Genomic DNA, 24,780 nt, shown 5'->3' with positions numbered 1-24,780 from the left:
GCCGGCGTCAGCCACGGCCGCGGAACCGGGCATACTGCTGCGCCACTTCACGTCTTGTATTGACGCCCCACTTGGCGTAGATGTGGCGGATGTAGGTGACGACGGTGTGCGGGGACACCAGGAGCTCGTCGGCGATCTGTTGCGTGGTGAGCCCCGAGAAGATGAAAGCCGCGACCTGTTGCTCGCGGAGGGACAGGCCGTTTCCCCCACTGGTCTCGGCGGTGCCGGCAGGTCGTTGATGGACCCCCCTGCTCCTCAGGCTCTTGAGCACGCGAGTGACATCGCGGGTCGCACCGCACGTCGCGTAAGACTGCATCGCCTGGGTGAGAGCCTTCGTCGCCTGTTCCCGATTCTCCGAGAAGTCTCCGACGGCCTCGAAGAGGGTGCCCGTCACCAAGGGGCGGCATTCGTGTCTGAGCAGCTCGGCCGCGGCGAGAAGATCGTCGGCCGAACCGTCGCGGATGCCGCGCGCCGCGCGTGCGAGCGCCGCGACGAAGACGTTGTCGGGATTCTGGGCGGCCCGGTGCTGCGCGACCTCGACGACGACGTCGACCGCGTCGAGGTCGCCGGCTTCTCGACAGATGGCGGCGAGCACGAAGTCGTCTGAGAAATCCGCGGGGGTCGTCATCGAGGGAGTCGCCTCGCGCAGAGTCGCGATGGCCAGCTGAGAGTGTTCGTACGCTTCGGTCGGGCGCATCCGTTCCCGTGCCTCCACCGCAAGGCTCCACTGACCGGTGCGCCGGAGCCCGACGCCGTCGGCGAGGCTTTGGACGAGCGGCCGAACCCGCTCCCGCAGCGGAATGTCCCCGGTGTGGAGCGAGATCCGGTGCAGGACGATTCCGGCCGTGGCGTTCATGAAGTCGCCGAGGCCCAGCTGCTCGCCGAGCTCGAGAACGGTCTCGGCTTGCGCGCGGGCGTCGTCCAGTCGGCCGACGTCGTAGAGCACGCGGGAGCGGACCATCATCCAGTAGGCCTCGGCGATGACGTTCTTCGCGGCGCGTGCCTCGGCCAGGCCCTCATCGGTCAGTCGCAGGGCTTCTGCGCAGTGCCCCGTGCTGTTGCGCATGAAGGCCAGCCACAGACCCTCCGGCATCCAGAGACCGGTGGGGATGCCGAGGCGCGAGATGCTCTCGAGCGCCCGGCGCTGCAGCCGTTCGGCTTCGTCGAAGTCGCCTTGGTTGAACACCAGCACCGACTCCGTGGCGTCGAGGGTGGCCAGGGCCCGTCCGTCCCGGTCGGGATCTGAGGTCTCACGCGCCTGCTTCAGGCTCTCGCGGAGGCCCCTCTCGTCGGCCTTATTGGCAAAGTTCAGGGCGCGTACGGAGAGCAATCCGACGCGTGCCTCGTCGGATACGCCCGGGATCGCGAGCCCGGCCGCGGTCTCGCGGATCGCCCCGTCGAAGTCCGATTCGGTGAGCTGACGCGCGATGGCGAGGCTCATGTTCGCGCGCGCATCCGGGGTGAGCAGTGGCCTGAGGGAGCGACTGATCTCCATCGCCTCCTCGACCCGTCCTCCCAAGAGGACGATGGGGAGCATGGCGGCGACGCGATCGGCGTGGGCTGGACTCCCCGCGGTGAGATGCGCGCCGGTGATCACCAACTCGGCCGCCCCCTGCACGTCCGTGGAGGAGAGCCGCTGGGCGGCATGGAACAAGAGCTCGATCGACTCGTCGTCGCCGGCTTCCGCGACGGACAGGATCGACGAGGCGAGTGCGCCGACACCCTCCCCCGCCTGGAGGCGTCGGCGGATCACTTCGCGCGTCATTGCCCGTCGAAGCGAGGGCGAGAGGCTCTGAAGGGCGGCCGCTTGCACGGTGTCGTGCCGAAAGGCGAGGGACGTGCTCGTGTCGACGATGAATCCGAGGTCGAGGAGTTCCTGCAGAGCGGGCGCGGCCGCGGAGGCCGTCTGCCCCAGGATGTCGAGAACCCCGTTGAGGGGGAACTCCCTGCCGTAGAGGCTTCCGATCTGCGCAATCCTCTGCGCGTCCCGGCTGAGCTGGCGAAGCCTGTCGCGGGCTGATGCGCCGAAACGTGCGGGGAGCGTCTCGTCGTCGAGGTCGACGACTCCGCGAGCTGACCGGAGGAGCCCCTCCTCTTCGAGTCCGCGGAGGAGCTCGAGGACGAGGAGGGGGTATCCGGCGGTGCGCGTGAGGGCGTGCTCGACGCGGGGACCGGGCTCGCCGCCGAGGGCGTCCCGCGCGATCTCGTCCACCGCTGTCTTGTCGAGCGGGGCGAGGTCGAGGATGGCGGCGAAGCCTTTCACCCCGTCGAGAAAGCGCTGATGGGCTTCGCTGTAGACGCCGGTCCGGGTCGCCAAGAGCCAGACGACGGGAACGCCGTGAAGATCGTGGATGAGCGCCGTCAGGGCGCCGAGCGATCCCGCGTCCAGCCATTGCAGGTCGTCGACGATGACCAACGCTCCGGCCGCACCCGCCATGGTCTCCAGGCCCTCAGCGATGGTTCTGGTCAGCCAATACTTCGGGGCCGAAGACTGCAGCAGCACGCCCAGGTCGTCCTTGATGACGAGTGGCGGATCGGTGCGCGTCGCCGCGCCGATCAGTGCGCCGAGGGGGGACAGCGTGGAATCGACGTCGGGTGCCACGACCATCGTCTTCCAGCCGCGTTCCGTGGCGCGCTCCAGCGCATGCTGCAACAGTCGGGTCTTCCCGATGCCGGCGTCGCCGAACACGAGGGTGACCGCCTGATCGCCCGTGGCGGCGGCATCCAGGCCATGTTCGACCTGGTGAATCTCCTTCCGCCGGCCGCGAACGGGCGCGTGGTACCGGCCGGCACCCATCCCTGAGAGCGCGTCGAGGCCGATTCGGCGCGCTTGTCGGCCATCAGCAAGCACTCGTCCACCGTAACCGGCGGTCGGGGGTCGGCCATGACCCTCTCGCACCCCCCTTCGCACCATGCGATATCGGGAACCCCTCGGGGGGATGTGGGCGCGTGAACCCCGAACCTAACGTTCCGATTGCGGGTTCAGACCCGACGAAGTGGCCCACCTGGTCACGCATCCCCGCCGGGAACCCGGCACAACTGGAAGGAACATCCCATGAGCGTTATGGTTCGCGACGACCTCGTGCTCTCGCACGCCGTCGTCACCGCCGACGTGACCGCGCCCTTCGCGTACGTCGACATCGAGCAGTGGCTGAAGACCCTGCCGACGCACGAGTACCAGCGCTGCGCCCCCGGCGACCACAAGGCCGCCGGCTACACCGTGGACGACGACGGCACCCCGATGTCGATCAACGTCGAGATGATCGGCGCCGGCCTGGTCATCCAGCAGTACCGGTACGAGGTCGCGAGCCCGCACTACTGCAAGATGGTGTCGATCTCCGACGTCTATTCGGCGGCCGGGTGGACGACGACCCAGGTGATCTGGGAGCTCGGTATCGAGCAGCTCGAGGGCGACCAGCTGCGGTACGTGAACACCGTCACGTCCCACCCGACCGAGGACTTCCTGAAGTTCATCATCGCCAGCGGCCAGACCTTCGAAGACGCCGCGGCCGCCCGCCAGCACGCCTCCGGCGCCCACTGCGAGGTCGAGACCCCGCACTACGCGCAGAGCATCGCCGCATTCGCGAAGGCACGCGCGGCCGAAGCCGCCGCCGTCACGGCCTGAGCCGCATCGGAGGATCAGCGATGACCGCGAACGACGAGCACGTCGAGCATCACGACATCGAAGCGCACGAACACGGCGAAGGATGCGGTCACGAGACCGTCGACCACGGCGACCACGTCGACTACATCCACGACTCGCACCGTCATGCCCGTCACGGGGACCACTACGACGAGCACTGAGACGGCCAGTACCCCGCCGTCGGCGTGATCGGAGGGGGCCACGAGCCCCCTTCGATCACGCGCGCACCCCGAAGGGAAGAACGACCTCGATGTCCTCCGCGATCCGCTTCACCCACCCGGGTCCTCCTGACGTCCTCCGCCTCGTACGGGTGGAACGGCCGGAGCCCGGTCCGCGCGACGTGCGTATCGAAGTCGCCGCTGCCGGCGTGAACAACGCCGACCTGCTCGAGCGGCGAGGGCACTACCCGGTGCCTCCGAACGCACCACCGGGGCTCGGCCTCGAGGTGGCGGGCATCATCACCGCGCTCGGCAGCGAGGTCACCGGTTGGCGCCTCGGTGACGAGGTCTGCGCCCTCGTCGCCGGAGGCGGTTACGCCGAAGAGGCCATTGCGCCCGCCGCGCAGCTGATTCCCGTCCCCGCCGGCCTCAGCATGATCGAGGCGGCCGCATTGCCGGAGGTCGCGTGCACCGTCTACTCGAACCTCGCCATGATCGCCGGTCTCCGTGCCGGACAGGCGGTGCTCATCCATGGCGCCGGTGGCGGAATCGGCTCCTTCGCCATCCAATGGGCGACGGCGATCGGCGCGCGAGTCATCACCACCGCGGGCAGTGAAGCGAAGACGCGCGCCGCAGTCGAGCTGGGAGCGACCGAGGCGGTCAATTACCGCCTCGCCGACTTCGTCGCGGCGACCCTCGACGCCACGGACGGCCGAGGCGTCGACGCGATCCTGGACATCGTCGGCACCACCTACCTTCGCCGCAACATGGAGTGCCTCGCCGACGACGGACACCTCGTCATCATCGGGGGTGCCGTCGGGCCGGTCACGTTCGACCTCGGCGAACTCCTGGCCCGCCGCGCGAGCATCTCCGCGACGATCCTCCGCAGCCGACCCGCACATCAGAAGGCAGCCATCGTCGCCGGCGTCATTCGCGACGTGATACCGCTCGTCGCGGCGGGCCGCATCAGAGCGGTCGTCGACACCGTTTTCCCGCTCGCCGAAGCCGCGCTCGCTCACGAACTGCTCGAGTCCGGGCGAACGGTCGGCAAGGTCGTCCTCGAGACCCCTCGGCACCGGCCGCGCCGGTAGGACCAGAGCCGTGACCGATATCGCGACGAATGACGAGAGCGGTGCGGACCGCGTGCGCGTGCTCGCGCCGTTCACCGTGCCGATCTTCCGTGCCCTCTGGATCGCCGCTCTCGTCAGCAACATCGGCAGCTGGATGCAGACGGTGGGGGCGCAATGGTTCCTGATCGAGGAGCAGAGCTCGCCGCTGCTCATCGCCCTCGTGCAGACCGCGTCGTCAGCACCCGTCCTCCTGCTCGGCATCCCGGCCGGGGTACTGGGCGAGCTCCTGAACCGGCGCCGCCTGCTGATCTGGGTGCAGGGCGCGCAGGTGGTGATCAGTGCCGGGCTCGTCTCCCTCACGGCGGCGGGAGAGATGACGTCGTACCTGCTGCTGGTGCTCACACTGCTGCTCGGCGCGGCATCGGCGGTGCAACTTCCCGCTTACGAGGCGATCTCGGCCGAGATCGTCCCCGCTCCGATGATCCCGAACGCGGCGTCACTGAGCGCGATCTCCGTGAACCTCGCTCGTGCGATCGGGCCGGCCGTCGCAGGGCTCCTCCTGTCGAGCCTCGGGGTGGCGTTCGTCTTCGGTCTCAACCTCGCGTCGTTCGGGGTCTTCCTGGTCGTCCTGATCGGCTGGCGCAGCTACCGCCCGGGCGGACACGAGCCCGAGCGGTTCGTCGACGCGACCCGCGCGGGGATGCGCTACGTCTCCCACTCCGGTGTCATCCGTCGACTCTTCGTGCGGCTCGGTCTCTTCGTCGTGCCGGGGAGTGTGCTGTACGCGTTGCTCCCGCTCGTGGCCACGGACCGCCTCGGCGTCGACTCCGCCGGCTACGGGGTCCTCCTTGCCGGGCTCGGTGCGGGGTCCGTCGCGGCGGCGTTCGTCGCCCCGATGCTGCGCGACAGGATCGGAGAGAACGTCACCGTCCTCCTCTCGTCGGCCGTCTTCGGCGCCGGCACCCTGACGGTAGCTCTGTCGTCGAGCATCGCGGTGACCCTGCCCGTGCTCGCCGTGGTGGGCGCTGCGTGGATCGGTGTCGTGGCGACCGTGAACGGCGTCGTCGAATCCTTCCTCCCCGTCTGGGTGCGTGCCCGGGGGCTGTCGATCTACCAGATGGTCTTCTTCGGTGCTCTGGCTCTGGGGGCCGTCGTCGGCGGCGGCATCGCGAGCTGGACCGGCGCGCCCGCGACGATCGCTGCGGCCGGCGCCCTCGTGATCCTCGTCGCCGCGTCACAACTGCGGTGGCCGCTGCTTCCGACCGCGGAGAAGCGGCGTCTCACCGTCCCGTTTCCTCTTGGTCCCGATGGGGGCGCCGACGTCGATCCCCTGGGGCAGACCCTCGTGCTCGTCCGGTACGAGATCCCCGAGGAAGATCGCACGGTCTTCGTCGAGCAGATGCGGCTCGTGGAGCACAGCAGGCGACGTACCGGTGCGCGCACCTGGACGCTCTACCAAGACCGCGAGAGCCCCAGCCACCTCGTCGAGGTCTTCGGCGTCGGGAGCTGGCAGGAGCACCTCCAGCAGCACACCAGTCGCCCGACCCAGTACGACGACGAGACCATCCGCTCCGCCAGCGCCCTCGCCACTCGTGTCGACGTCCATCACCTCATCCAGGTCGGTCGCACCCGTATCGCCGTCCCCGTCACCCCGACGGAGATTCCTCGGCGTCATCCCCAGAAGGAGAACCGTCATGACCACCACCATCACTGACCTCGTCGGAGCGTGGCGCTTCGTCAGCGCCGAGGAAGTCTTCGCCGACGGCGAGCGCCGAGCCCAATTCGGTCCGAACGCCGACGGCTATCTCAGCTACAGCGCCAACGGCATCGTCACGGCCGTGCTCGGCAGCACCACCCGTCCTGCCAGTGGTGGAGCCGGTCCGGAGAGCGCGACCGATGCGGAAGTCGTCGCCATGGCCCGAGACTTCATCGCGTACGGCGGCCCCTTCACCCTCGACCCCGAGACGGACACCGTCACCCATCACATCGACATCGCTCTCTTCCCCGGATGGCAGGGCGGTGAGCAGGTGCGGACCTTCACGGTCCACGACGACATCCTTCGCGGCCGAACGCTGCAGGCGGTTTCGCCCGACGGGCGCAGCCTCCACGTCGAGCTGACCTGGAGCCGAGTCCTCGCGTGACGTCGACCGCAGACACCCCTACCGAAAGGAATGCCATGGGAAACCCGATCATGAGCACCCCGTCCCGCCACGTCGCATCCCTCGTCGACGTCGCTCCCGTCTTCGAGAGCGACCTCGGGTCGGTCGCCGAACTGAGCGCGAGCAACTTCTCGATCCTCGATGGGATGAGCCTCAAGCGGATCGTGCTCGAGCCGGGGGCGATCCGCGAGCCGCAGTGGAACGTCAATTCCAACCAGATCGCCTACGTCACTCGGGGCACCGTCCTGGTGTCGATGCTCGCCACCGGCGACGAGTTCGCGACCTTCCTCGTGAAGACCGGGCAGATGTACCACGTCGCATCCGGTGCGGTCTACCACATCGAGAACGTCGGGGAGGGGGCAGCGGAGATCATCGCCGCGCTCCGCACCGCCGACCCGCAGCACTTCTCTTTCCAGAACAGCGTGAACGTGATGAGTAACGCCGTCCTGGGAAACACGTACGACCTCCCGGCCTCCGCGTTCGAGGGTTTCCCCCGGGGGGAGGCGCCGCAGATCATCCGCCGGACGGGGAGCGCGACCGTCCCGGAGAACGCGGGACTGCCCAACGCTCACTTGTTCGACGCGGAAGGACAGATCGCGCCGCTGGCCTACCCCTACGGTTCCGCCAAGCTCGCCCGCAAGCAGTTCTGGGCGGCGCTGGAGGACCTGTCCATGTACTCGCTGAACATCGGGGGAGGCGGGATGCGGGAACCGCATTGGCATCCGATCACCGCTGAGCTCGGGTACGTCCGGAGCGGCCACGCTCGAATGACGGTCCTCGACCCCGACGGCACCGTCGACACGTACGAGCTCGCCCCCGGCCAGGCCTACTTCGTGCCGCGCGCCTACCCGCACCACATCGAGGCGCTCAGCGAGGAGGGGATCGAGTTCCTGATCTTCTTCGATCAGTTCGTTCCGGGCGACGTCGGCTATCGGGCGACAGCGACGGCCTTCTCCCGGGAGGTGCTCGCCGCGACGTTCCAGGTTCCGGAGAAGGAGTTGCCCTCGTTCCCCTTCACCCCCATCGATCCGCTCATCGTGGCACGCGCCAATCCGCGCGATCCGATCGCCTGACCCATGGACATCTCTCCCGCCGCGGGGGCGCCGGCACGACGATCGAGCCGGATGGCTCTGGTCGCCGTGGTGCTCGCCTTCGCGGCGGGGGCGACGGATGCCTTCGCGTTCCTCCAGCTCAGCGGCGTCTTCACCGCGAACATGACGGGCAATCTCGTCCTCGGCGGCCTCGTCGACCGTCCCGGCTACGGCTCCACGATTGCGGGAATCACCACCGCGATCGTCGTCTTCGCCGGCACGCTGTTCCTCGCGCTGCGGTTCATGCCCGGCGATACCCCGACGGGGAGGACCGTCATCCTGCTCGTCGTCGCCGCTGTCGCGCAGGCGGCGATCCTCGGGATGTGGGCCGTCGGTGCGGGCGGCGCCTCCCCGGTCGCCGTCGTCGTTCTCACCGGCCTGTCCGCGATGGCGATGGCCTGCCAGACCGCTATCGCCAAGCGCATCGACGGGGCCTCCGGCGTCACGACGACCTACGTCACCGGCACCATCACCAGCCTCATGGCCGACGCCGCCGACCGCAAGCCTCAGCCGGCGGGCATCCGCCTCGCCGTCATCGCCGCTCTCGTCGTCGGGGCCCTCGGCGGGGCGGTCGCCATCCACGCCGATCCCCTGTACGGAGCGGCGCTCCCTCTTCTTCCGGCTGTTGTCGCCGCGGCTCTCACGGCGACGACGATCACGCCCCGGCGGCTGACGAGCCACGGACCGGGTCGTCTCCCCGCACCCATCCCGAGGGTGACCCCCTCTCACCGACGGCGACCGGGCGGGGAGAGCGCGGATGCCGTACGCCACCACCACCACACACAGGAGGTTTCACCATGAGCAGCACCATCGACCGGAGCACCTCGACCATCCCCGTGTACACCGACGTGCCCGTCGGGATCGACGCCACCGGGGAACGCCGGGAGTTCGACAGCATGGGCACCGTGGCCGTACCGGCCGACCGGTACTGGGGAGCGCAGACCCAGCGCTCCCTCCAGCACTTCTCGATCGGCAACGATCGCATGCCCATCGAGGTGTACCGCGCCTACGGCATCGTGAAGAAGGCCGCGGCCCTGGTCAATGAAGAGGCGGGTCGACTCCCGGGGTGGAAGGCGAAGGCCATCGTCCAGGCCGCTGACGAGACCATCGCCGGCAAACTCGACCGGGAGTTCCCGCTCTACGTGTGGCAGACCGGATCGGGCACGCAGAGCAACATGAACGTCAACGAGGTTCTGTCCAACCGCGCCATCCAACTGCTCGGCGGCACCCTCGGCTCCCAGCACCCGGTCGGCCCCAACGACGACGTGAACATGGCGCAGTCCAGCAACGACTCCTTTCCGACCGCCATGCACATCGCCGCTCTCACCGAGATCGACGACCGTCTCCTCCCGCGCCTGCGAGAGCTGCACGCCGAGATCGACGCGAAAGCCGAAAAGTGGATGGGGGTCGTGAAGATCGGCCGAACGCACCTCGAGGACGCCGTGCCGCTCACCGTCGGCCAGGAGTGGTCGGGATATGCCGCGATGCTGCACGGTGTCATCCGGGAGATCGAGCGCTCCCGCGACGGCTTGCTGCGTCTCGCCCTCGGCGGGACGGCTGTCGGCACGGGTCTCAACGCTCCGGCCGGCTTCTCCAAGAAGGTCGCGGAGAAGATCGCGGAGCTCACCGGCAAGAAGTACGTCACCGCGCCGAACAAGTTCGAGGCGCAGGGATCGCTGGACGCCATCGTCCGCGCCCACGCCGCCCTGCGCGGCGCCGCGGTGTCGCTGATGAAGATCGCCAACGACATGCGCTGGCTGGCATCCGGCCCCCGCACGGGGTTCGCCGAGCTGGTGCTGCCCTCGAACGAGCCGGGGTCCTCCATCATGCCGGGGAAGGTCAACCCGACTCAGTGCGAGGCGATCGTGATGATCGCCATCCAGGTCCTCGGCGACGACTCCGCGGTCGCGTTCGCGGGGTCGCAGGGCAACTTCGAGCTCAACGCGATGCGCCCCATCATCATCAACAACTTCCTGCACTCGGCCCGCATCCTCGGCGACGGCGTCGAGAAGTTCCTCACGTACTCCGTCAAGGGCACCGAGCTGAACGAGAAGAGGATCGCTTCCTTCGTGGGGGAGAGCCTGATGCTGGTCACCGCACTCAGCCCCGTGATCGGGTATCAGAACGCCGCCCACATCGCCGAGAGCGCTCTGGCCGGCGACCAGACCCTTCGCGAGGCGGCGCTGGCATCAGGGCTTGTCACCGCGGAACAGTTCGACGAGATCGTCGTCCCCGCAACGCTCGTCGGGCACGGCGTCGGCGGAGCCTGATGACGACGAAGGCCGTGCGGGCTGCGGCGGCGGCGGCGCACCGATCCGATCAGGATCTCGTCGCGGCGGCCGCCGCCGTTCTGCAGTCCGGCGGTGAATCCACCTCGGTGACCCTCGCCGCCGTGGAGCGGATGAATCGGGGCCTGGGGACGGGGTTCGAGCTGATCCCGGGATGGACCGCGGTGACCGTTGCGGACCCCTCCCCGCGGGACGCGGCACCCGCGAGGATCGTGCCGGCGGCGCCCACCGGGATCTCCCTGCGTGCCGTCGCGCTGCTGATGCGGACCATCGACCGGCTCGGCGAGGGGGCGGCGGGAAGGAGCGACCTGGTCGCCACGCTCGCTCGCGCCCGCGATGCGCGCCCGGCGAACCTCTGGATCTTCCTCCTCGCCTGCGCGTCGGGGGCGGGGTCGCTGGCGATCATCTTCGGCGCCCAGGATGCCACGGCGGTACTCCTCGCGGCGGGGAGTGCCGCCGTCGGCGGCGCAATCCGTCGTCTGCTCGGTCGCGCGCGCGTCGGGCCGATCGGTCAGGTGTTCGCCGCCGCAATGGTCGCGGGCATCATCGGGGGGCTGGCGGTGCAGGCCGACCTCAGTTCGTCGCTGCGGCTGATCGCGGTGTGCCCGGCGATGATCCTCGTCCCCGGCCCGCACATCCTGAACGGCGCCCTCGACGTGCTGGCACTGCGCATCCCGCTCGGCTTCGCCCGCCTCGGCTACGCGGCCGTCCTGCTGCTGTCGATCGGCACGGGGCTCGGGCTCGCGCTGGCCGTCTTCGGTACGAACCTGCCGACGGACCCGGCCGGCCGCTCCGTGCCGTTCTGGCTCGACGTCGTCGCCGCCGCGGTCGCCGCGGCGTCCTACCCGGTGTACTTCTCGATGCCCTACCGGTTCCTCGTCTGGCCGGTGATCGTCGGAGCCGTCGCGCACGGGCTCCGGTGGTGGGCGATGACCGTCGAGGGGATGAACATCGTGGTCGGCGCATTCCTGGCGTGCCTTCTGGTCGGCCTCGTCCTCGCCCCGGTCTCGCATCGACTGCACATCCCCTTCGCCGGCATCGGCTTCGCCGCCGTCGTGTCCCTCGTCCCCGGGGTGTTCGTCTTTCGAGCCATCGACGCCCTCGACAGCTTGCCGTTCGGGGGTGCCGACCCGCAGTTGCTCGGAGGCATCTCGGATGCCACCACGGCGGCGCTGATCGTCATCGCGATGGCCGTCGGGCTCGCGGTACCCATGCATGTGTACGGCCGGTTCAGTCGGGCGGCGAGGGCGTGAACAGGGCGATCCTGATCCCGACCGCGCTCAGCGTGATCGCCGGTGTCACCGACGTGACGAGCTGGTTGCTGCTCGGCGGATTCTTCTCCGCGCACGTCACGGGAAACGTCGTCGTGGTCGCCGCCGACGTGGTGACCGGCACGCCTCCCGATGCCGTCGCGCTCCTGGCCATCCCGGTGTTCATCTCCACCACGGCGATCGCGACCGTCGCCGCACGCCGGATCGGGTCGGACTCCGCGCGCGTCACCATCGTCTTGTTCGGGGCGCAAGCCCTCTTCCTCGTCGCCGCCGGCGCACTCTCCTTCACCACTCACGCCTCGGCCCATCCGAAGAGCGGAGTGGCGATCGTGATCGGAATCTGCGCGGTCTGCGCGATGGCGTTCCAGAACGCCTACCTCCACATCGTGCCGCCCCGTGCCCTCTCCACCGCCGTGATGACGGGCAACCTGGTTGCCGCGGTCGTGGCTGCCACCGACATCGTGCGTACTCGCGGCGACGCTCCCGACGCTCGGGCGAAGTGGACGGCGAGTTGGCCTCTTCTGGCCGGATTCGTCGGCGGATGCCTCATCGGAGCGGGCGGCGCAACCCTCTTCAGCGACCACGCCGCGGTCATCCCCGCAGCCCTTGCCGTCGCCCTCCTGCTGCTCGCGCTCCGCGGCACCGCCCGGGCACGTACCCGCTGACACGCTCCCGCTCGATGTCGACGACCCGCCTCGAGGGTCCCCGAGGGGGACCGGGAGTGCCAGTCAGCAGGCTCGCCGAAACCGTAGCGTGGAGGGATGGGCGAGAGAAGTCACGATCGCAGCGAGACGGCGGAATGGGAGCGCCTCCTCGACGCGTGGCGACCGTTGCCCGCCGTGCTTTTCGATCGTCATCTCGATGTGCTCGCCGCCACGGATGTCGCGCCGCGGCTCTCCGAGGCCTTCAGCGTCGGCGAGAACCTGGCCCGCTTCGCTTTCCTGTCACCGAAGCGCCAGTTCGAGCATCCCCGGTGGCGAAGTGCGGCATCCGCCACGGTCGCCCTCCTCCGCGGGTTCGTCGACGAGCACGACGAGGATCGCGCATCGCGGCGCCTCCTCGGCGAACTCGCCACCGCGTCCCGCGACTTCTCTGAGATGTGGGCGGATCCTGAGACCCGGACCCGGATGACAGGGCCCATCGTCTTCGAGGGCACCGCCGTAGGAACCGTCGCCTGCACGTACAACATCCTCGGGATGTCGGGTCAGGACGAGTGCGCTCTGCTCGTCTTCGTGCCCGCCGACGAGTCCGGGCGCGCGGCGATCGCGCGCCTGGAGTCGAGTTCATCCGTCTCCGGCTGAGCACTCTCCTCGCCTCCCTCGCCGTTCATCGGCGCTTCCCCCTGTTTCGTCGACAGCTGAGCAAGCGCATGAGCCGCGCGCGATCCGTCCGCGGCGAACAGCAGCGTGACGTAAAGATCGGCCGCGCCCGGGGCATCCAGGTTCTGCCAGCTGAGATCGATCCAGCCGAAATCCTCGGTGTGGACGGAGACCCGGCCGTTGAGCTGCGGCCTCGCTTCGTGAAGCGCCCAGATGCGCCGGAATGCGGGATGACGGGATGTCAGCAGTCCGACGATCTCCTGGAACGCCGGGTCGGCCGGATTTCCATTGAAGCGGAGTGCGGCGGTGATCGTTCGCAGGGTGTCTTCCCACGCGGCCTCCTCGGCGGACCGGTCGCCGTGTTCGGACGCGCGTGACATGAACGCCGCGTATTGGTCGTACGCGGCGACGACGTGGTTGATCCCGGGAACGAGCAATTGGGGGACGAGGGCCGTCGCGAGGGCATTGACGGCCACGATGTTCTGGTTGGCGTCGCTGATGTACGCGGGCATATGTGACCACTGGGACAACAGCTCGACGATGTCATCCGTGTGCTGTTCCTGAGCGATTCGCATGAAGGGTCGGGGCTGCGCGAGTTTCATCAGGTACCGGCGGCCGTCGGGGTCCAGGCGAAGGGCTCGGGCCAGGCCGGCCACGACCTGATCCGAGGGCCTGCTGGCCTTGCCCTGCTCGAGGCGAAGGTAGTAATCGAGGCTGACGCCGGCCAGGTCGGCAACCTCTTCTCGTCGAAGTCCCGGAACACGTCGGCCCGGCGCCCTCATGATGCCGACCTCTTCCGGCTGCACCCGCTCGCGACGGGCGCGCAGGAATTCGCCCAACGTCTTCTCGGGTCGGGCTGGGCGCATGCGACCTCCGGACAACACGACCACGACATTCATTGTTGCTCACAGCTCGGGCCCGCCGGAGGCGAAAACCGCAGTTTTCCGGGCCGACGACGCCGTGAAGGTGGTCCCCTTGGGGCCACCTCGACAATCACGGCAATTACTAGCCTGCGACCATGGGGGACGGTGAGCTGCCGAACGTCGCCACATCCGAGGCGCGGCTGATGATCGACGGATGGGTCGCCGTTCCCGCATTCATCCGGGATCGCTATCTGACCGTCGTCGCCTCGAATGCTCTCGCCACAGCACTCTCACCCGTCTTCCGCGAGGGGGTCAATCTCGTACGCGCCCTGTTCTCCACAGAGGAGCTCCCCGAGGATCTGAGGGTCGACCGCCAACAGATCGCCGATACGTTGCGGGAATCCCTGCTCCGATACGAAGGGGACGAAGATTTCGAACTCTTGGTCGGTGAAATGTCATCCATGAGTCCGCACTTCCGAGCGGCGTGGGCCGGTGCCTCCGAGACGGTCGAGCCCGTGCCGTTCCGCGTGCTCCATCAGCGCGTCGGTTCGATCTCTCTCGCCGCTCACGCGATGACCATGCCGGGGCGGTCCGATTTGTCTCTGACGGTCCTGCGCTGCACGGACGACGCCTCTCGCGCGGCGCTGAACCGTCTCGCAGACGGGTGACCAGGTGAGGTCGCGCTCTCATGCAGGGGATGTGCGCTCGAGGACCCGGAATCTAGCGTCGCAGTGACCCGGCGGTGATCCGTTCTGGTCGTAGCCCCGCCGCTCGAGGAGACGCCGTCCGCGCATGACCCACCTGACTGATCCCGCCGAGGATGCCCGCGCGGGAATGACACCGCGACCCGCATCGGAGGCCTCGCGCCCGCGCCGCCGGTCCCGCCGCGCCGACACGTACGGCCTGACCGCGGCGACCATCGTCCTCTTCCTCTTCTTCGCCGCAGCGGCGGCTCCGTCGCCCCTGCTCCCGCTGCTCTTGCGGGCGTGGGATTTCGAGCCCTGGCTCCTCACCTTCGCTTTCGCCGTCTACGCCCTCGCGATCCTCGTCACGCTGCTGGTCGTGGGCCGGCTCTCCGACCACGTCGGTCGACGTCCGGTCATGCTGGCGGCGACCGTGCTGGAGCTGGCGTCGATGATTCTGTTCCTCGTCTCCCAGGACATCGGGATCTTCGTCGTGGCTCGCACCCTGCAAGGATTCGCCACGGGCGCCGCGACCGGCGCGATCTCTGCGGCCATCGCCGACTTCGCGGGAGAACACCGCGCGCGGCTGACGGCCACCCTCGGCAGCGTCGGGCCGCTGGCCGGTCTCGCTGCGGGGGCCGTCTTCGCGGGGGCCGTCGCGGAGTTCCACCCCGACCCCAAGGCGGTCGTCTTCGGCGTCTTCGCCGTCCTGTTCGCGGTCAGCGTGGGCGCGGTCTCCGCGCTGCGCGAATCATCGTCGAAGCGGCCCGGCGCAGCGAGGAGCCTGATCCCTCGAGTGGCCGTGCCACGAGCGGCTCGACGACCGTTCATGAAGGCCATTCCGATCGCGGCGGCCGTGTGGATGGCAGGAGGGTTCTCCCTGTCCGTCGTCGGGGAGACGGCGCGCGACCTCCTCCTCGTGGGAGATGAGGTCGCCACGAGCCTTCTCATCGCGGGGCTCTCGGCGACCGGCGCCGTCACCGTCGTCCTCAGTCAGCGACTCCGCGCCCGCACGGGGGCCACGGTCGGGGCGCTCCTCATCGCGCTCGGCCTACTCGGCGACATCCTCGCGATCGCCCTCGGCTCCGTCGCGATTCTCGTGGTCGGGACCGTGGTCAGCGGCGCAGGATTCGGGATGGCCTTCGCCGGGGCGGTGGGCCTCGTCATCCCCCATGCCCGCGTCCACGAGCGGGGCGAGCTGTTCTCGGCGATCTACGTCGTGAACTACGTCGCCTTCGGGGTGCCGGCGATCGGTGCCGGTCTGCTGATCGCCCCTCTCGGCCTCGCCGCCGCCGTCATCGTCTACGCGGCAGCCGTTGTCGCTGTCGCCGTCGTCGGCGTTGCCGTCCAGGCGGTAACGAGCGCGGGTCCCCTTCGCGCTCCGCAACACGCTCCGTCCGCATCCGTCGCCGTCTCGGAGAAGAGACCCGCGCCGTGACGACGACGTTCCGCACCCGCACCGCCGCCCTGCCGGTTCCCTCCCGATCCCTCGCCCGAGAAAGGCCACTGACATGACCAACGACCCGAACTGGAAGCTCCCGATCGTCCCGACCTTCACGCTCACGAGCCCCGACTTCGACGACGGCGGCCCGCTGCCGGTCTGGGTGCGCGGCTCCGCCGCCGGCGGGAAGGACCGCTCGCCGCAACTCGACTGGGAAGGCGCTCCGGAGGGCACCAAGAGCTACGTCCTGACCGTCTTCGACCCCGACGCCCCGAGTGGCTCCGGCTTCTGGCACTGGACGCTCATCGACATCCCGAGCGACGTCACCTCGCTCCCCGCCGGCGCCGGCACCGATGACGCGCTCCTCCCGCTCGGCGCAGCCCGCCGCCGGAATGAGTACGGCACCGACGTCTTCATCGGGGCCGCCCCACCTCCCGGTACCGGTCCGCACCGGTACACCTACACGGTGAGCGCTCTCGACGTTCCCGCCCTCGTGGTCGCCGAGGACGCGACCCCCGCAATCGTCGGGCTCCGCCTCCGTCCGCACATCATCGCCCGCGCCCAGTTGATCGGCCTTGCGCAGACCGGCGAGGACGGAGCCCCTGAGCTGATCGCGTCGCCGCTCTCGAGACCCTGAGGTCCACAGCTCATCCGGACAGCATGCTCGCCCCGCCCGGTCGCGTCGCGCCGGCGGGGCGAGCGTGCGTCCGCGCGATCGTCTCAGGCCCGGCCGTCGACGGAGGGGACGGATGCCGCGCGGCGCATGACGAGGGCCGCGGCGACGGTCACCACGAGCACGAGGGACGCGAACACGAGGACCACGACGGTCTGTGAAGCGAAGGTGAGCACCACGCCGATCGCGATGACGGGCAGGGCGAGTCCGCAGTAGGCGATGAGGAAGATCAGCGCCAGCGTCTCCCCGCGGAGACCGGGCTCTGCCAGCCCGGAGGCGGTCGCCACCGCCGCGCCGAACAGGACACCCACTCCCGCACCGGACACGACCCCGCCGGCGAGGAACACGACCAGGGAGGGGGTGGAAGCGCCCACGGCGACCGCGGCGAGTCCCACGCCGCAGCACGCGGCGGCGACGGTCAGGCGGACGCGCAGCGGCACCCGCGCGAGCGCGACCTGACTGGCAGCTGCGGCGGCGAAGACGGAGAACGCGGTGGCCCCGGCGAGGAGATGGTCGTGTTCGCCGAACGTGCCGATGAGGATCGTCGGTGCGAGCGAGGTGAACAGCCCGAACAGGGCGAAGCCGGCGAAGGCCCCGAAGCCCGCGGCGACGAACGCCGTCTTCGAGCGCGGGGGAGTCGCGATGCGCTGCGGGCGGTAGGCGCGGGGCTCGTCGGGGGACGCAACGGTCTCCGGGACGCGGGTGACGGCGATGGCGGCGGCCAGGAGCACGACGAGGAAGACCGCGTGGGGCAGGACGAGGGGATCGGGAAGGAACTCGGCGAAGAGCCCTCCGATCAGCGGACCGAGGGCGAGACCGCCGAGGTTGGCGGCGCCGGCCACGGAGGCGGCGACGATCGTGCTCTCCGTCGGCCGAGCGTGCGCGCGCAGCTCGCCGAGGTGAGCGGTGGCCGTCGCGGTGAGGATCCCGACGCTCGCGCCGTTCACCAACCGCGCAACGAGGAGTCCCGGCACGCTCGTCCAGACGAGGAAGAGGACGGCGGAGAGAGCCGCGACCAGGATCGCGACGGTCAGCATCCGCCGCCTCCCCATCCAGTCGCTGACGTGACCGAGGAGAAACAGGCTGACCACGACTCCGACCGCGAAGGCGGCGAAGATCAGTGTGATGACGGCGACCGGGAAGCCGTCGAGCTCTTGGTACAGCGGATAGAGCGGTGTCGGGACGGTCGCGTAGGCCATCACGACCAGGAACGCGATCGCGACGACCCAGAACCCGGCCCCGTGGGACGTCTGCGGCAGCCCGAGAGGTGTTTCCCGCGCCATGCGTCAGGACCCGGGCTTCCCGTGCGCGAGCGCGGATCGGATCGCGTCCGCGAGTCCGGCGGTCCCGGCCTGGACGATGGCGCCGTTGAGGAAGAACGTCGGCGTGCCGTTCACCCCGCTGCGGATGCCGCCGTCTTCATCGGCCCGGATCCGAGCGGTGTACGTGTCCGCGGCGGCGGCCTTCTCGAGGTCCGCGACGCTCAGGCCCAGTGACTCGCAGATGCTCTTGTACAGCTGGGGGCCGAGGCGCGTCTGGTTTTCGTAGAGCAGGTCGTGCGCCTGCCAGAACTGGCCGTGCTCCGCCGCGAATTCGGCGACGAAGGCGGCGTCCACGGCCTCGGCGTGGATCTCCGGGAGGGGGAAGTTGCGGAACACGAAGCGGATCGTGCCGTCGTACTGCTGCAGGAGATCCTTGACGACGGGGAAAGCCTCGCCGCAGTAGGGGCACTGGTAGTCGCCGTACTCGACGAGGGCCAGGGGCGCGTCGGTCGGACCGACGCTGTGGTCCTGATCGGAGACGGGGATGCGAAGGTGCGACATGACGGGTCCGATCTCACGGGGCGGGGGCGGGCGGCGATTGCAGGGCGTCGAGGGCGTGCGTAGCTCGTCTGCTGGCCCAGACGCTAGCCGTCGCCGCGCGGCCGGCCACAGGACAGATGTCGGAAGCGCCGAGGGAACGCGCGGCCGCACCCGGCTCGGCGTCCCGAGACGCTGGGGAAGAGTCTGAACAAAAGTAGGAGCGGTGTGGTCGAGGGCGGCGGTTACCGTGAGACCGCTCCCGCTCGATCCGCAGCAGGGAACGCCCGATAGCCGTCCCGAGAAGAACTCGGGATCACATAACCCTGGAGGTCGACCATGCCCTTTGTGACGACGGAAGATGGCGCGGAAATCTACTACAAGGACTGGGGCCCGCGCGATGCCCAGCCCATCATGTTCCACCACGGCTGGCCGCTGTCCTCGGACGACTGGGACGCCCAGATGCTGTTCTTCCTGAACAACGGCTTCCGTGTCATCGCCAGCGACCGCCGCGGTCACGGACGCTCGTCGCAGATCAGCACCGGGCACGACATGGACCACTACGCCAGCGACGCGAACGCCGTGGTCGAGCACCTCGACCTGTGGAACGCCGTCCACATCGGACACTCGACCGGTGGCGGCCAGGTCGCGCGGTACGTCGCCCAGTACGGGGAGCCTCAGGGTCGCGTCGCCAAGGCCGTTCTCGTCTCGTCGGTCCCGCCGCTCATGGTTCAGACCGACGACAACCCGGAGGGCACGCCCATCTCGGTGTTCGACGGCTTCCGCAGCGCGCTCGCGGCCAACCGTGCCGAGTTCTACCAGGTCGTCGCCGCCGGCCCGTTCTACGGCTTCAACCGGGAAGGCGCGAAGGTCTCCGAGCCGGTCATCGCCAACTGGTGGCGTCAGGGCATGACCGGCAGCGCGCAGGCGCACTACCTCGGCATCGCGGCGTTCTCCGAGACCGACCAGACGGAGGACCTCAAGGCCATCTCCGTCCCCGTCCTGGTTCTGCAGGGCGATGACGACCAGGTGGTGCCCTACAAGGACGCCTCCCTCAAGCAGCACGAGCTCCTCAGCGACTCCACCCTCAAGATCTACGAGGGCTACCCGCACGGCATGCTGACGACGCACGCGGATGTCATCAACCCCGACATCCTCGAGTTCATCCGCGCCTGAAACCCCTTCGGCGCGAAGAAACGGCGCATCCCGGTGACCCCGGGGTGCGCCGTTTTCTGTGTCTCTTCGACGGAGGACGCCCGATCGTTCGGCACCGCGTGCGGCCCCCTCGCCGTCCGGGCGCTAGCTGCCGTAGTGGATGTAGAACGACGTCGGCGGCGTCGCCACATGAGCGGTTCGCCGGTTCTTCGCGCGCACAGACCGATGCGGGGGAGGCGACGGGCGACGCGGCGTTGACGCTCGCCGAGCTTCGCGCTAGTGTGCCAGTACGCAAACTAGTTTGCAAACAGTTTGCGCTGCAGTGTCATACCAAATCTCTTCGCGACGGAGCGTATCGATGAGTGATCGTAAAACCGGTTTGGGTGGTGTCGATGCTCGACCGGAGTCGACTCCGGCGGTGACGATCCAGGCGGTCGCCGCTGCGGCGGGTGTCAGCAAGACGACCGTTTCGCACGTGCTCTCCGGAAACCGGCCGGTCTCCGCGGAGACCCGCCGCCGCGTCGAGAAGGTCATGGACGAACTCGGCTTCAGCCCGAACTTCTTCGCCCAGGCTCTCAATCGCAACCGGAGCAACACCATCGCGCTGATCGCCCAGGACATCACCAACCCGTTCTACCCGTCGCTGGCGCGGGGTCTGCAGTCCGCGGTGTCCAGCCAGAACCAGGTGGTGATGCTCTTCGACGCCGGCGCGGGGGAGGGCGCACTCACCCAGGCCTTCGTCACCGACGCGATTCAGCGGCGGGCGGACGGCGTCGTCATCGCCGTGAGCGATGTCGACGACGACATCGCTCGTCTGCGTGAGGCCGGTATCCCGGTGGTCGCCGTCGGCGCCGGCGCGTCCACGCTCCCGATCGACTGGGTGACGGCGGACGACGAGCGGATCGCGGCGGATGCCGTGATGCACCTGCACCTCCTGGGCCACCGTCGCATCGCGACCATCACGGGACCACTGGGCCACACCCCCGGCAAGCCTCGGCACCTCGGGTACCGGCGAGCGATGCACGACCTCGACCTGCCCGTGGCTGCGGACATGGTCGAGCACGGGGAATGGACACGCGAGAGCGGATTCGACGCGATGACGCGGCTCATGAGTCGACCTGATCGGCCGACCGCGGTGTTCTGCGGGAACGACATGATGGCGATCGGCGCGCTGGATGCCGCTCAGCGGCAGGGATTGGCCGTTCCGGAAGACGTCGCGATCATCGGCGTCGACGACATCGAGGCCGCCGCCCTGGTGCGCCCCGCGCTGACGACGGTCCGGATTCCGGCCGAAGAGATCGGCCGCGCGGCGGGGGAGCTCCTCCTCCACCGCATCGCGGAGGGCATGACGACGACCCACCGGCACGTGCTGGTCCAGCACACGCTCCAGACCCGCGAATCGGCGTGACGGCCTCCTCGCCGACCGACGTCCCCGCCCCCTCATCAAGGAAGAAGCCTCCGTGCACTCTGCGCTCGACCCTCGCGACCTCGTTCCCGACGAGGCGGAGCAGCTCGCTCACTCCGGATACCTGATCGGCGACCTCGAGTCCCGAGCGCGCGTCGCCGCCGCGGCATCCGATGAAGACGAGCTCGCTCGCATCCGCGGACGCCTCGCCGCCGCCCCGCTGCGCGCCGACTGGCCCTACGTCGAGCCCAGCGACACGGCGACGCTCGCCCTGCTGGGCGAGGGGGTCGAGCCCCGCCCGGTCGACCCGGACGACCTGCCGCGACGGGTGCGCGGCGCGTGGCTCGGGCGGACGGTCGGCAACACGCTGGGAAAGCCCATCGAGGGGCTCTCCCGCGCCGAGGTGGAGGCCTACCTGCGCGCCGCGGGGCAGTGGCCGCAGACCGGCTACGTCGCGCTCCTCGATCCGCTCCCCGCCGGGGTGTCCCACCTTCACGAATCCGCTCCCGATTCCGCGGCAGGGCGGTTCACCGATGTCCCCCGGGACGACGACATCGACTGGACGATCCTCGGACTGCACCTGCTCGAGCGGTACGGTCGCGACCTGACCACGGCGGACATCGCCACCGAATGGCTGGACCGTATCCCGTTCACCCAGACGTTCACGGCTGAGCGCGCGGCCTACCGCAACCTCGTCCACGGCCTCCACGCTCCGGAGACCGCCGTCGTCGACAATCCGTATCGCGAATGGATCGGAGCGCTGATCCGCGCCGACATCTTCGGATACGCCCACCCCGGCGATCCCGCTTCCGCCGCGCGCATGGCCCTCACCGACGCGCGGCTCACCCACGTGAAGAACGGCATCTACGGCGAGACCTGGGCCGCCGCCCTCGTGGCCGCGGCGTTCTCGACGGAGAGTGCCGAGGAGGCGCTCACCATCGCCCGGCGCTTCGTCCCGGACCGCTCCCGCCTCGCCGCGGCGCTCGATGGCATCCTCGAAGTCCACCGCGGAGGCGCGAGCGCCGTCGATGCGCTCGACTGGATCGACCGCGAACTCGGTCACTACAACTGGGTGCACACCATCCACAACGCCGCCGGGATCGCCGCCGGACTCCTGTGGGGAGACGGGTTCACCGAGTCCGTCGCCCTGACCATCGCGGCCGGACGCGACACGGACTCCTCCGCCGCGACGACGGGGAGCGTCTACGGTGCCCTGCACGGCGACGACGCGGTCCCCGCCGAGCTCGTCGGCTCCACGCACCATCGCGTGCGCAGCAGCATCCGGGACTTCGACCGCATCACGATCGACGAACTCGCCGCGCGCACCGTGGCCGTCGCGCGGATCGCCGTCGCAGCCCCGTCGAAGGTGGTGCGGTGATGACGCGGCGCAAGGTCATCATCGACACGGACCCCGGGCTCGGCGAACCCGGCAGCGACATCGACGACGGCCTCGCGATCGCTTTCGCCCTGCGCGACCCCGACCTGGACGTCCTCGGCTTGACCATCGTCAACGGCAACGTGACCCTCGCGACGGGGGTGCACGTGGCGAGGAACCTGGTCGATCGTCTTGGCGTCCCCGAGCTCCCCGTCGTGGCGGGTGCTGATGCCCCGTTGACGCGGGACATGGCTTCCGTGCGCGCTCTTTTCGACGCCGTACCCGGACACGCTCTCGCCGCGACCACGGGGCAGCTGCGCGGGCCGAACGTCGACATCGACGCGGCGGACTGGATGATCGAGCAGGTCGAGCGATTCCCCGGTGAGATCACGATCCTCGCGATCGGCCCCATGACCAATCTCGCCCTTGCCATCGAGAGGTCGCCGGCATTCGCGTCGAACGTCCGGGAATTCGTCCTGATGGCCGGCAGCGCGACGACCTACGCCCAGAACATCACCGTGGTCGGCGACTTCAACGCGTACGTCGACCCCGAAGCCCTGGACGCCGTCCTCCGCAGCGGCGGACGCATCACGATGGTCGGTCTGGACCAGACCTCCAAGGTCCTGCTCACCCGCGCGGACGCCGAACGGATGCTGGCATCCCCCGATCCGTTCTCACGGTGGGTCGGCGAGTGCACGAACGCCTGGATCGACTACTTGGCGCTCGCGTTCCCGAAGCGGCCCGAGCACGCCGTCGGCTGCTTCCTCCACGATCCCCTCGTGATCGCCGCCCATCTCGACCCTCGCATCTGCGACTGGGACAGCGCTCATGTCCAGGTGGAACTGGTCAGCGAGCTCGCCCGTGGGCTCGTGGTCGCGGATCGAGGACTGTCACTGACCGTGCCCGGCATCCCGAATGCGACCGTGGCGATCGACACCGACGTCGACGCCTTCCGCCGACTCTTCCTCTCCCGCATCGACCTCACCCCCGCGCCCGAACCGGGCACCGAACACCCACAGCAGAAGGAGTAACCCGACATGCGATCTCACAATGGCGTGACCCGCTGGCTTGCGGCCGGCACCGGAACCGCGCTGGCTCTGGCCGCCCTCACGGCGTGCAGCGGCGGCTCCGGCGGTTCCGGAACCATCGACGGTGTCGCGCCGACGGACCTCACCGACCCGACCCAGCCCATCACCATCACCTATGCTGGCGCCGCCTACGACGCCAAGCAGATCCAGCCCGTCCTCGACGCGTTCCACGAGCAGCACCCGAACATCACCGTCACTTACGAGGCAGTTCCCTTCGACGACTTCAACAGCGTCCTGGCGGCACGGCTGACATCGTCGTCGGATGCCATCGACGTGTTCGACGTGGACATGCCGCGCACCGCCGCCTATGCGGCGCGCGGGTGGCTGACCGACATGACGGGCACCTTCCCCGACCTCGCCTCCGCGGTGGATCCCGGCAGTCTGCAGGCGGCGACGGTGGACGGGAAGCTCGTGACGATGCCCTATCAGACGTCGACGAACATCATGTACTACAACAAGTCCCTTCTCTCGGCCGCGGGCATCGCCGCCCCCGGAGCGGCTCCGGCCGACCGTGAGACGTGGGAGCAGATCACGGCGGATGCGAAGAAGGCGCAGGGCGCCGGTGCGCAGTACGGGCTGCTGTTCGACCAGATCGACCGGTATTACCAGCTTCAGCCTCTCGCCGAGAGCGCCGGGGGAGGCCCCGGAGGAACGGGCGACGGCAATCTGACGCCGGATGTGACGAACGACGGCTGGGAGAAGGCGTTCAGCTGGTACGGGTCCCTCTTCGCGGACGGGCTGTCTCCTCGAGGGGTCTCGGTCGCCGACACGCCCAGTCTCTTCGCCGCGGGCAAGGTCGCCTACTACGTCGGCGGTCCGTGGTGGGGAACGCAGTTCGTCGCCGAGCAGGGCCTCGATTTCGGCATCGCACCGTTCCCTGCGTTCGAAGGCGGCGACGCGGCGACGCCGACCGGTGGCTGGGCGCTGGGGATGAACCCGCAGACGACCCCGGACAAGGCCAACGCGAGCGCGATCTTCATGAAGTTCATGGGGATCGACGACGGGGGCTACGCGCAATACCTGTCGGCACTGGCGGTCCCTCCGTCGAACCTCGTCGGTTCGGCGAAGTTCTACGACTCCGAGGCCTTCACGGACCCGCGGTTCGCGGGGGTGATCGACCTCATGAAGAGCGAGTTGGCCGACACCGCCACGCTCCGACTCCAGACCGTGGGGTACGTCGAGTTCGAAGACGTCATGACGAAGACCTTCGACGACATCATCAACGGCACGGATGCCAAGACGGCCCTCGCATCGGCGTCGACGCAACTCGACGACGCCTGGTCGAAGTACCGCCAGTAA

General features: G+C 69.1%; 23 protein-coding genes. 18 read left to right on the top strand and 5 right to left on the bottom strand.

What is annotated here, in order from left to right:
* Positions 1-7: 7 nt before the first annotated feature.
* The gene (locus ABC271_RS14820; protein ID WP_412925603.1) at positions 8-2,851 is read right to left on the bottom strand and encodes a helix-turn-helix transcriptional regulator; all 2,844 of its coding nucleotides are present in this window, start codon (positions 2,849-2,851) and stop codon (positions 8-10) included.
* 204 nt (positions 2,852-3,055) lie between these two features.
* Here ABC271_RS14820 and ABC271_RS14815 point away from each other — a divergent pair, with 204 nt between their 5' ends.
* Positions 3,056-3,625 (top strand): hypothetical protein, encoded by a 570-nt coding sequence (locus ABC271_RS14815; protein WP_412925602.1) that lies wholly within the window; start codon positions 3,056-3,058, stop codon positions 3,623-3,625.
* Between the two features lie 14 nt (positions 3,626-3,639).
* Here the strand turns inward: ABC271_RS14815 and ABC271_RS14810 are convergent, their stop codons facing one another.
* Entirely contained in the window at positions 3,640-3,846 is a 207-nt protein-coding gene (locus ABC271_RS14810) for a hypothetical protein (RefSeq protein ID WP_412925601.1), read from the bottom strand.
* Positions 3,847-3,893: 47 nt separating this feature from the next.
* Here ABC271_RS14810 and ABC271_RS14805 point away from each other — a divergent pair, with 47 nt between their 5' ends.
* The 9 genes from ABC271_RS14805 to ABC271_RS14765 all read left to right on the top strand — a co-directional run bounded on the left by ABC271_RS14805 (position 3,894) and on the right by ABC271_RS14765 (position 12,981).
* Positions 3,894-4,892 carry an NAD(P)H-quinone oxidoreductase gene (locus tag ABC271_RS14805; RefSeq protein ID WP_412925600.1) on the top strand — a complete coding sequence of 333 codons (999 nt, stop codon included), beginning with the start codon at positions 3,894-3,896 and terminating at the stop codon, positions 4,890-4,892.
* A gap of 10 nt (positions 4,893-4,902) precedes the next feature.
* Positions 4,903-6,585: an MFS transporter gene (locus tag ABC271_RS14800; RefSeq protein ID WP_412925599.1), complete on the top strand. Its 1,683-nt coding sequence runs from the start codon at positions 4,903-4,905 to the stop codon at positions 6,583-6,585.
* Positions 6,566-7,012, top strand: coding sequence for a lipocalin-like domain-containing protein (locus ABC271_RS14795; protein WP_412925598.1), 447 nt, complete (start codon positions 6,566-6,568; stop codon positions 7,010-7,012). Before ABC271_RS14800 ends, ABC271_RS14795 begins: the two co-directional genes overlap by 20 nt.
* A gap of 35 nt (positions 7,013-7,047) precedes the next feature.
* Positions 7,048-8,103 (top strand): cupin domain-containing protein, encoded by a 1,056-nt coding sequence (locus tag ABC271_RS14790; RefSeq protein WP_412925597.1) that lies wholly within the window; start codon positions 7,048-7,050, stop codon positions 8,101-8,103.
* A gap of 51 nt (positions 8,104-8,154) precedes the next feature.
* Positions 8,155-8,922, top strand: a complete 768-nt coding sequence (locus ABC271_RS14785; RefSeq protein ID WP_412925596.1) for a YoaK family protein — start codon at positions 8,155-8,157, stop codon at positions 8,920-8,922.
* Positions 8,919-10,391 (top strand): class II fumarate hydratase, encoded by a 1,473-nt coding sequence (fumC, locus tag ABC271_RS14780; RefSeq protein ID WP_412925595.1) that lies wholly within the window; start codon positions 8,919-8,921, stop codon positions 10,389-10,391. The genes ABC271_RS14785 and fumC overlap by 4 nt, the downstream gene beginning before the upstream one ends.
* Positions 10,391-11,662 carry a threonine/serine exporter family protein gene (locus tag ABC271_RS14775; RefSeq protein WP_412925593.1) on the top strand — a complete coding sequence of 424 codons (1,272 nt, stop codon included), beginning with the start codon at positions 10,391-10,393 and terminating at the stop codon, positions 11,660-11,662. The genes fumC and ABC271_RS14775 overlap by 1 nt, the downstream gene beginning before the upstream one ends.
* Positions 11,659-12,345, top strand: a complete 687-nt coding sequence (locus ABC271_RS14770; RefSeq protein WP_412925592.1) for a YoaK family protein — start codon at positions 11,659-11,661, stop codon at positions 12,343-12,345. The genes ABC271_RS14775 and ABC271_RS14770 overlap by 4 nt, the downstream gene beginning before the upstream one ends.
* Before the next feature lie 96 nt (positions 12,346-12,441).
* On the top strand, positions 12,442-12,981 hold the full coding sequence (locus tag ABC271_RS14765; protein ID WP_412925591.1) for an MmyB family transcriptional regulator: 540 nt from the start codon (positions 12,442-12,444) through the stop codon (positions 12,979-12,981).
* Here the strand turns inward: ABC271_RS14765 and ABC271_RS14760 are convergent.
* Positions 12,885-13,889, bottom strand: a complete 1,005-nt coding sequence (locus ABC271_RS14760; protein WP_412925590.1) for a helix-turn-helix transcriptional regulator — start codon at positions 13,887-13,889, stop codon at positions 12,885-12,887. The genes ABC271_RS14765 and ABC271_RS14760 overlap by 97 nt on opposite strands.
* Positions 13,890-14,017: 128 nt before the next feature.
* Between ABC271_RS14760 and ABC271_RS14755 the strand changes: the two genes are divergently transcribed.
* The 3 genes from ABC271_RS14755 (at position 14,018) to ABC271_RS14745 (ending at position 16,623) form a co-directional block, all read left to right on the top strand.
* Positions 14,018-14,530 carry an MmyB family transcriptional regulator gene (locus ABC271_RS14755; RefSeq protein WP_412925589.1) on the top strand — a complete coding sequence of 171 codons (513 nt, stop codon included), beginning with the start codon at positions 14,018-14,020 and terminating at the stop codon, positions 14,528-14,530.
* Between the two features lie 124 nt (positions 14,531-14,654).
* Complete coding sequence (locus ABC271_RS14750; RefSeq protein ID WP_412925588.1) at positions 14,655-15,983, top strand: MFS transporter; 1,329 nt, start codon at positions 14,655-14,657, stop codon at positions 15,981-15,983.
* Positions 15,984-16,056: 73 nt separating this feature from the next.
* Entirely contained in the window at positions 16,057-16,623 is a 567-nt protein-coding gene (locus ABC271_RS14745; RefSeq protein ID WP_412925587.1) for a YbhB/YbcL family Raf kinase inhibitor-like protein, read from the top strand.
* Positions 16,624-16,706: 83 nt separating this feature from the next.
* Here ABC271_RS14745 and ABC271_RS14740 read toward each other — a convergent pair whose 3' ends face one another.
* The gene (locus ABC271_RS14740; protein ID WP_412925586.1) at positions 16,707-17,942 is read right to left on the bottom strand and encodes an MFS transporter; all 1,236 of its coding nucleotides are present in this window, start codon (positions 17,940-17,942) and stop codon (positions 16,707-16,709) included.
* A gap of 3 nt (positions 17,943-17,945) precedes the next feature.
* Positions 17,946-18,482 (bottom strand): DsbA family protein, encoded by a 537-nt coding sequence (locus ABC271_RS14735; protein ID WP_412925585.1) that lies wholly within the window; start codon positions 18,480-18,482, stop codon positions 17,946-17,948.
* A 315-nt stretch (positions 18,483-18,797) separates the two neighbouring features.
* Between ABC271_RS14735 and ABC271_RS14730 the strand changes: the two genes are divergently transcribed.
* From ABC271_RS14730 to ABC271_RS14710, 5 genes are all read left to right on the top strand, one after another.
* Positions 18,798-19,634: an alpha/beta fold hydrolase gene (locus tag ABC271_RS14730; protein WP_412925584.1), complete on the top strand. Its 837-nt coding sequence runs from the start codon at positions 18,798-18,800 to the stop codon at positions 19,632-19,634.
* A gap of 337 nt (positions 19,635-19,971) precedes the next feature.
* Positions 19,972-21,021: a LacI family DNA-binding transcriptional regulator gene (locus tag ABC271_RS14725; protein WP_412925583.1), complete on the top strand. Its 1,050-nt coding sequence runs from the start codon at positions 19,972-19,974 to the stop codon at positions 21,019-21,021.
* A 52-nt stretch (positions 21,022-21,073) separates the two neighbouring features.
* Complete coding sequence (locus tag ABC271_RS14720; RefSeq protein ID WP_412925582.1) at positions 21,074-22,396, top strand: ADP-ribosylglycohydrolase family protein; 1,323 nt, start codon at positions 21,074-21,076, stop codon at positions 22,394-22,396.
* Positions 22,396-23,424, top strand: coding sequence for a nucleoside hydrolase (locus ABC271_RS14715; protein WP_412925581.1), 1,029 nt, complete (start codon positions 22,396-22,398; stop codon positions 23,422-23,424). The genes ABC271_RS14720 and ABC271_RS14715 overlap by 1 nt, the downstream gene beginning before the upstream one ends.
* Before the next feature lie 6 nt (positions 23,425-23,430).
* Positions 23,431-24,780, top strand: a complete 1,350-nt coding sequence (locus tag ABC271_RS14710) for an extracellular solute-binding protein (protein WP_412925580.1) — start codon at positions 23,431-23,433, stop codon at positions 24,778-24,780.

This window comes from Microbacterium canaveralium (assembly GCF_047238045.1).
In the GTDB taxonomy this organism is placed as follows: Bacteria; Actinomycetota; Actinomycetes; order Actinomycetales; family Microbacteriaceae; genus Microbacterium.
This window is presented reverse-complemented; position numbering and strand designations above follow the sequence as displayed.

Excerpts from the sequence above, each read along its gene's own strand:
- ABC271_RS14815 (WP_412925602.1), top strand. The coding sequence starts at position 3,056 with ATGAGCGTTATGGTTCGCGACGACCTCGTGCTCTCGCACGCCGTCGTC.
- ABC271_RS14805 (WP_412925600.1), top strand. The coding sequence starts at position 3,894 with ATGTCCTCCGCGATCCGCTTCACCCACCCGGGTCCTCCTGACGTCCTC.
- ABC271_RS14795 (WP_412925598.1), top strand. The coding sequence starts at position 6,566 with ATGACCACCACCATCACTGACCTCGTCGGAGCGTGGCGCTTCGTCAGC.
- ABC271_RS14790 (WP_412925597.1), top strand. The coding sequence starts at position 7,048 with ATGGGAAACCCGATCATGAGCACCCCGTCCCGCCACGTCGCATCCCTC.
- ABC271_RS14785 (WP_412925596.1), top strand. The coding sequence starts at position 8,155 with ATGGCTCTGGTCGCCGTGGTGCTCGCCTTCGCGGCGGGGGCGACGGAT.
- fumC (WP_412925595.1), top strand. The coding sequence starts at position 8,919 with ATGAGCAGCACCATCGACCGGAGCACCTCGACCATCCCCGTGTACACC.
- ABC271_RS14775 (WP_412925593.1), top strand. The coding sequence starts at position 10,391 with ATGACGACGAAGGCCGTGCGGGCTGCGGCGGCGGCGGCGCACCGATCC.
- ABC271_RS14765 (WP_412925591.1), top strand. The coding sequence starts at position 12,442 with ATGGGCGAGAGAAGTCACGATCGCAGCGAGACGGCGGAATGGGAGCGC.
- ABC271_RS14755 (WP_412925589.1), top strand. The coding sequence starts at position 14,018 with ATGGGGGACGGTGAGCTGCCGAACGTCGCCACATCCGAGGCGCGGCTG.
- ABC271_RS14750 (WP_412925588.1), top strand. The coding sequence starts at position 14,655 with ATGACCCACCTGACTGATCCCGCCGAGGATGCCCGCGCGGGAATGACA.
- ABC271_RS14745 (WP_412925587.1), top strand. The coding sequence starts at position 16,057 with ATGACCAACGACCCGAACTGGAAGCTCCCGATCGTCCCGACCTTCACG.
- ABC271_RS14740 (WP_412925586.1), bottom strand. The coding sequence starts at position 17,942 with ATGGCGCGGGAAACACCTCTCGGGCTGCCGCAGACGTCCCACGGGGCC.
- ABC271_RS14735 (WP_412925585.1), bottom strand. The coding sequence starts at position 18,482 with ATGTCGCACCTTCGCATCCCCGTCTCCGATCAGGACCACAGCGTCGGT.
- ABC271_RS14730 (WP_412925584.1), top strand. The coding sequence starts at position 18,798 with ATGCCCTTTGTGACGACGGAAGATGGCGCGGAAATCTACTACAAGGAC.
- ABC271_RS14725 (WP_412925583.1), top strand. The coding sequence starts at position 19,972 with ATGAGTGATCGTAAAACCGGTTTGGGTGGTGTCGATGCTCGACCGGAG.
- ABC271_RS14715 (WP_412925581.1), top strand. The coding sequence starts at position 22,396 with ATGACGCGGCGCAAGGTCATCATCGACACGGACCCCGGGCTCGGCGAA.
- ABC271_RS14710 (WP_412925580.1), top strand. The coding sequence starts at position 23,431 with ATGCGATCTCACAATGGCGTGACCCGCTGGCTTGCGGCCGGCACCGGA.